Raw genomic sequence first — 3211 nt, 5'->3', positions numbered from 1 at the left:
CAACTTCGCTGGACTCTTGTAATCTGCTGCCAGCAGTTTGTACGGCACCGAGAACTCCACCCACTTGCTCCGCCATTAGATCGGCGATCGCAGGCGGCACAAAGGTAATCTCTTCACCAATTTTGACATCATAAGGAGCGGGAATAAAAGAGCGTCCAGAGTAAGCATCTGCAAACAGTCCACCCGATGCTTCGTAGCCCTCAATCTTTCCAGTTCGATCGTCAAAATACAGATCTACAACCGAACCCAGATAGCGACCATCTGTGGTCAAAACGCGAGTCCCTCTCACAACCAAGTTGCGCTCCAGAATCTTATCAATTTGAGGAACTTCTGTTGCTGAAACGATCGCGCGATCGTCAGCCACAACAATCGCGTTCAGTCCGATCGCTTTCACTGCTCCTAGTGGGATCGCTTTGGCACTACGAAATAGCCCACTTTCCTTGACTAGAAAACCAAGCAACTGATTATCGTTTTGGTCAAAAATTAAGTCTTGAACCCGTGCAATTCTTTTTCCTGTATCGTAAGCAATAATAGCTTTATCGATTAAGTCAGTACCTTTTCTCATCTCTGCCTCTGCAATAATTTTTTTGAAAAATTCGCAAATCCTACTTTATTCCACTAATTACCTTGCTGACTGGTGTATTGAACGTCTCGACCAAAGCCAGGAACCAGATTGACATAGCCCAAATACTCCAGAGAGATCCCTGTCCCGATCGCGATCGAGAACAACAGAGCTATGACTGGGTTAGGATTAGTACGTTTTCCGATCAGTCTTGGCATAAACTTTCTCCTGATTAAAGGGTAATTAAATAAACTGTGAGCCAGCTTTCTTTAGCTGACTGTAGGTTAGAGCCGCTAGAAAGGAGGCTGTGTTCGCTTTTGTATAATTTATAAAAAACTTAGCCTACAAATTAAATATATTTGAATTTTAAAATCTTTACATCCATCAATATATATACTTCGACTAAAATACATCAAAACATTCGTGGAGCAACAACTATAGATAGTTGCTGCCCCACAGATACTATTCGCTATGTAAGCGTTTGCTTACGCAGGAATTAACACTGTATCAATGATGTGGATAACACCGTTATCAGCAGCTACATCGGCTGTTGAAACTTTGGAATTATTCACCTTGACGCCGCCATTGGAAGCATCAATTTTTACCTCTGAACCTTCAACCGTCTTAGCTGACTTCAGTTTAACCACATCAGCGGCCATCACCTTGCCTGAAACGACATGATAAGTCAAGATTTTCTTGAGTTTTGGAATGTCCTTAAGCAATGCGTCTACTGTGCCTTCTGGAAGTTTAGCAAACGCCTCATCAGTAGGGGCAAAGACAGTAAAAGGGCCAGCGCCTTTGAGAGTATCTACCAAATTCGCAGCCTTGACTGCGGCAACTAGGGTGCTGAAAGAACCAGCATTAACGGCAGTATCAACAATGTCAGCCATGTATTCACCTAGTTTTGTGTCATCTGTTATAAACTTAACCTACTTTTTCAAAAATAGTATCTACCTTTAGATATTTACGTAATCTATTTAGTTGAAGTAGTAAAGATGCTGAATGCTTTTGATAGATAAATAGATATGTGTTGAATATTAAGGTGAAATTAACTTGATTAGCAACTTGAGTTAATAGCCACAAAATGATGAAAGTGCATCGCTATGAGTGAGGATGAAATATTGTTGCAAATAGGAGCAAGTCGGGACTTATTCGTGTGACAGGGCGGCCTAGAGCGATCGAAATGCAGCCAAAGCAGTTAAAATCGAATAAACCTGTATTTAGCCCCTTACCTTCGCAAGAGCGGTGATTAGGTAAAATAAAACTCGCCTGAGAAGTCGGGTGCTAAACTGAAACTGGAAACCTGCCAGTCCTCACCTAACATGACTGTATTCCCCCCCCAAGAGCCAAAAGTTGTCATCCGTCCAGTTCAATACCGAGACCTGGAAGCGCTCGAACAGATTTTTACACAGGCGTGTGAGGTAGAAGACCACAGCTGCTGCGCTGACACAAAAAGGCAGCTGCAAAGGGTTCGCGGCTGGTACTGGTTGTTCAAGTTCTTAAGTTGGTTTCCCAACCCGTTCCAGTATAAGTTCTGCGCCTATGTAGCCCAGCAGGATCGGGAAGTGAGGGGCACGATCCAAATATCTCCCTTTAATCGCACGCGCAGTACCTGGCGAGTAGAACAAGTGGTGGTTGACCCAAAAGCACGCAGCCAAAGCATAGGTTCCCAATTGCTGCGCTATTGCTTCGAGACAATCTGGGAAGCACGCACTTGGTTGCTAGAAGTAAATATTCACGACAAAACGACACTGGCTTTATATCGCCAAAATGGCTTTCAGCCTTTGGCCCAAATGACTTATTGGGCGATCGCACCGGATATACTCCAAGAACTGCAACAAGGAGAACCGGATTTACCCAACCTACTGCCGGTCAGCAATGCCGATGCTCAACTGCTTTATCAACTCGATACCGCATCCATGCCCCCCTTGGTGCGGCAAGTATTCGATCGCCACGTCCAAGATTTCAAAACCAGCTTCTTCGGCGCTTTAATAGAAGGACTGAGACAGTGGTTTGGCCAAACCGAAGTCGTAAGCGGCTACGTGTTTGAAACGCAGCGCAAAGCAGCGATCGGTTATTTTCAAATCCAACTCAGCCGCAACGGTTCCGTACCCCACACCGCCCAACTGACCGTTCATCCCGCCTACACCTGGCTTTATCCGGAATTGCTGGCCCAGATGGCCCGCATCGCCCAAGATTTCCCGCCCCAATCTTTGCAACTAGCTTCAGCCGACTACCAACCAGAAAGAGAAGAATATCTAGAACAACTCGGCGCTGAACGAGTGGAACATACCCTCCTGATGTCTCGTTCCGTTTGGCATAAGCTGCGGGAATCGAAACTGGTATCCTTAGAAGGACTGCCCTTGTCTGAAGTGCTGCAAGGTTTGCAGCGCTCTCGCCAACCAGTACCGGGAAGAATGTCTTGGTTGCGATCGCGGCAGCTAGCAACGCCAGAATCGGCAAGAACTGATTTAGCATCGAACGTTTCCGGGCAACCAGGGTCAAAATCGGAATCTGGCTCGGAAACAGTCGGAGGCGTCGCTTTTAAAGTATCTCGCAACGGTTCCTCTGGCAACTCATCCAGCGTTGATGGCGGCGAAACTCACCAAGAAGAACCTTCTTGCTAGCGTGTAGGACTGAGTAAATACC

At 45.9% G+C, this 3211-nt stretch carries 4 protein-coding genes; 1 reads left to right on the top strand and 3 read right to left on the bottom strand.

The genetic code is table 11. The features are described from left to right. The 3 genes from H6S82_RS25960 to H6S82_RS25950 form a co-directional block, all read right to left on the bottom strand. Positions 1-565 (bottom strand): PRC-barrel domain-containing protein (locus tag H6S82_RS25960; protein WP_191056935.1); only part of this gene is annotated, 565 nt, incomplete at its 3' end. A 53-nt stretch (positions 566-618) separates the two neighbouring features. Then, the gene (locus H6S82_RS25955) at positions 619-780 is read right to left on the bottom strand and encodes a hypothetical protein (protein ID WP_190464546.1); all 162 of its coding nucleotides are present in this window, start codon (positions 778-780) and stop codon (positions 619-621) included. Between the two features lie 267 nt (positions 781-1047). Continuing rightward, positions 1048-1452: a fasciclin domain-containing protein gene (locus H6S82_RS25950; RefSeq protein ID WP_190464547.1), complete on the bottom strand. Its 405-nt coding sequence runs from the start codon at positions 1450-1452 to the stop codon at positions 1048-1050. Positions 1453-1884: 432 nt separating this feature from the next. On the opposite strand from H6S82_RS25950, the gene H6S82_RS25945 reads away from it, so the two are divergent. Then, positions 1885-3189, top strand: coding sequence for a GNAT family N-acetyltransferase (locus H6S82_RS25945; RefSeq protein ID WP_190464548.1), 1305 nt, complete (start codon positions 1885-1887; stop codon positions 3187-3189). The last annotated feature ends 22 nt before the right edge of the window (positions 3190-3211 follow it).

The organism is Planktothrix sp. FACHB-1355 (assembly GCF_014748295.1).
Taxonomy (GTDB): domain Bacteria; phylum Cyanobacteriota; class Cyanobacteriia; order Cyanobacteriales; family Aerosakkonemataceae; genus Aerosakkonema; species Aerosakkonema funiforme_A.
The sequence above is the reverse complement of the archived record's forward strand: the minus strand, read 5'-3'. Positions and strand labels throughout refer to the sequence as shown.

What these genes read in the sequence shown, in the direction of transcription:
- H6S82_RS25945 (WP_190464548.1), top strand. Translation starts at nt 1,885, where the DNA reads ATGACTGTATTCCCCCCCCAAGAGCCAAAAGTTGTCATCCGTCCAGTT.
- H6S82_RS25955 (WP_190464546.1), bottom strand. Translation starts at nt 780, where the DNA reads ATGCCAAGACTGATCGGAAAACGTACTAATCCTAACCCAGTCATAGCT.
- H6S82_RS25950 (WP_190464547.1), bottom strand. Translation starts at nt 1,452, where the DNA reads ATGGCTGACATTGTTGATACTGCCGTTAATGCTGGTTCTTTCAGCACC.